A 2,323-nucleotide genomic window follows, 5' to 3' on the forward strand; every position below is an offset into this window, starting at 1 on the left:
CCGCCTCGCGCGCCATCGGCAAGAACGATGCGTATTTCCATCAGTACGTCACCCGTGCGACGCCCAAGGTCCTGCCCGAGGACGTCCGCGAGGCGCTGGCACTGCACCTCGGGGTGCCGCCCGACGATCTGCGCCCGGATGCCGATCGCAAGCGGGCTGTCCGGACCGGCGTGACGCCGGCCCAGTTCTCGCCGCAGCTGCGCGAGCGACTGTCAGTCTCTGGCTACGTCACTATTCCCGAGATCGATGTGCGCGCCGCCGCCGGAGCAGGCGCGCTCAACGATGGGTTCGAGGAGGGCAACGGCGCATGGCTGTTCTCCGAGAGCATGATCCGCCACGAACTCCGTGTGCGTGCCGCCGATCTGCGGGTGATCACCATCGACGGTGACTCCATGGAGCCGCTGATCTCCTCGGGCGATCGCATCCTGGTCGACACCAGCCAGTGCGTGCCGGTGCCGCCGGGGATCTTCGTGATCTGGGACGGCATGGGGCTGGTCGTCAAGCGGGTCGAGCATGTGCCACACTCGGAACCGCCAATGGTGATCATTAAGTCCGTCAATCCGGAATACCAGACCTATGAACGCGAAGCTGAGGAAGTGAAGATTATCGGACGAGTGATCTGGGCGGCGAAGCGGCTGTAATGAAAGCTACTGGATTGGCCTTGGCGCTGGCTGTGGCCATGAGTGTCCCCGCAGCCGGTAAACCGATGATCACGGGCTTGGCCTCGGTGGTTGATGGCGACACGATCGAGATCAACGGAACGCGCATCCGCCTCTATGGAATCGATGCGCCGGAAGGCGGTCAACTGTGCGCTCACGCCAATGGCGCCCTGTGGAAGTGTGGTGACGAGTCGACACTGGCGCTGATCCGGCAGCTCGGCCGCTCCCAGGTGCGGTGCGAGGCGAAGGGTCAAGATCGCTACCGCAGGACGATTGCCATCTGCTTCAAGGGTGGGGTGGACATCAACCAGTGGATGGTCGCGGGCGGCTGGGCGATGGCCTTCCGACGGTATTCGCTGGCGTATGTCCCCGCAGAAGACCGCGCACAGAAGGCGAAGCTCGGTCTTTGGGCTGGGACATTCCAGATGCCGTGGGATTGGCGCGCGGCAAAGAGGCGCCGCTAAGCAGACGAAGACATTTTCGCTCCGCTACCTTCTTTACCGCTCGGCTACGCTGCGATGAAGATTGCTGTTCCATTCGCTGCGATCTTGCGTAGATCGTCTCCGGGCCATGACCCGTGCAACAGTTCTCTCTGGTCTCAACCCCCACCTCCCACCCCACCTCCGCGAGGTCTGCGACATCCTGGCCGCCGGCCTCCTGCGGCTTCGCGAACGCCAAGCCGAGTCAAGCCAAGTATCTGACTTGGTTGGAGAAAGTTGTGTTCACTTCACCGCCCACCAGCGCGGTCATGCGAAACCGAAACCGCGGAGACTCGCATGACCGAACCCATCCCCACCGTCGCCAGGGACACTGTCCTGGCCCGCCTGGCGGCGCTGCAGACCATGCCGACCGCCGAGCTCAAGCAGCAATGGCGCACGCTGTTTGGTGCCGAGCCGCCGCCGTTCAACCGGTCCTACCTGCAGAGCCGGCTCTCCTATCGGGTACAGGAATTGGCCTACGGCGGTTTGAAGCCGGAAACCATCAAACGCCTCGAGGCCCTCGGTGAGCAACTCGACGGCGGCAACATCACCATCCGCCGCATTCGCCAGGACGATCGTCCGATCGCCGGCACACGCCTCATCCGCGAGTACCAGGGCGTCGGGCACTCGGTGACGGTCCGGCAGGACGACTACGAATACGAGGGCCGCCCCTACAAATCGCTCTCGTCGATTGCCCGCGCCATCACCGGAACACGCTGGAATGGCTGGACGTTCTTCGCGCTGCGCAACGCCAGGGGGCGAGCATGAGAAAGAAACCCAGCGACGTCGCCATGCCGGCCAGCGTGAAGAAACTCCGCTGCGCCGTCTACACCCGGAAGTCGAGCGAGGAAGGGCTCGACATGGCGTTCAACAGCCTGGACGCCCAGCGCGAATCCTGTGAGGCCTACGTGGCCAGCCAACGCGCCGAGGGGTGGGTGCTGGTTCGCGACCGCTACGACGACGGCGGCGTGTCCGGCGGCACCCTCGAACGGCCGGCGCTGAAGCGGCTGCTCGCTGATATCGAGCAGGGATTGGTTGACGTCGTCGCGGTCTACAAGATCGACCGCCTCAGCCGCGCGCTGATGGACTTCTCGAAGCTGGTCGATGTGTTCGACCGCAACAACGTCACCTTCGTCAGTGTCACCCAGTCGTTCAACACCACCACGTCGATGGGCCGGCTGACGC

The 2,323-nt window shown here is 64.1% G+C and carries 4 protein-coding genes; all 4 read left to right on the forward strand.

The genetic code is table 11. The features are described from left to right. The coding region (locus tag ACESNG_RS22980; RefSeq protein ID WP_373071033.1) for a helix-turn-helix transcriptional regulator at positions 1–641 on the forward strand (641 nt) is incomplete at its 5' end. Positions 642–706: 65 nt separating this feature from the next. Next, complete coding sequence (locus ACESNG_RS22985; RefSeq protein WP_373071035.1) at positions 707–1,123, forward strand: thermonuclease family protein; 417 nt, start codon at positions 707–709, stop codon at positions 1,121–1,123. A gap of 312 nt (positions 1,124–1,435) precedes the next feature. Continuing rightward, the gene (locus tag ACESNG_RS22990) at positions 1,436–1,906 is read left to right on the forward strand and encodes a DUF2924 domain-containing protein (protein WP_373071037.1); all 471 of its coding nucleotides are present in this window, start codon (positions 1,436–1,438) and stop codon (positions 1,904–1,906) included. Further along, on the forward strand, positions 1,903–2,323 hold a 421-nt coding region (locus tag ACESNG_RS22995), incomplete at its 3' end, for a recombinase family protein (protein ID WP_373071039.1). The genes ACESNG_RS22990 and ACESNG_RS22995, both read left to right, overlap by 4 nt.

Origin of the sequence: Gemmatimonas sp., assembly GCF_041689975.1 — a bacterium.
In the GTDB taxonomy this organism is placed as follows: Bacteria; Gemmatimonadota; Gemmatimonadetes; order Gemmatimonadales; family Gemmatimonadaceae; genus Gemmatimonas.

What these genes read in the sequence shown, in the direction of transcription:
- ACESNG_RS22990 (WP_373071037.1), top strand. Translation starts at nt 1,436, where the DNA reads ATGACCGAACCCATCCCCACCGTCGCCAGGGACACTGTCCTGGCCCGC.
- ACESNG_RS22985 (WP_373071035.1), top strand. Translation starts at nt 707, where the DNA reads ATGATCACGGGCTTGGCCTCGGTGGTTGATGGCGACACGATCGAGATC.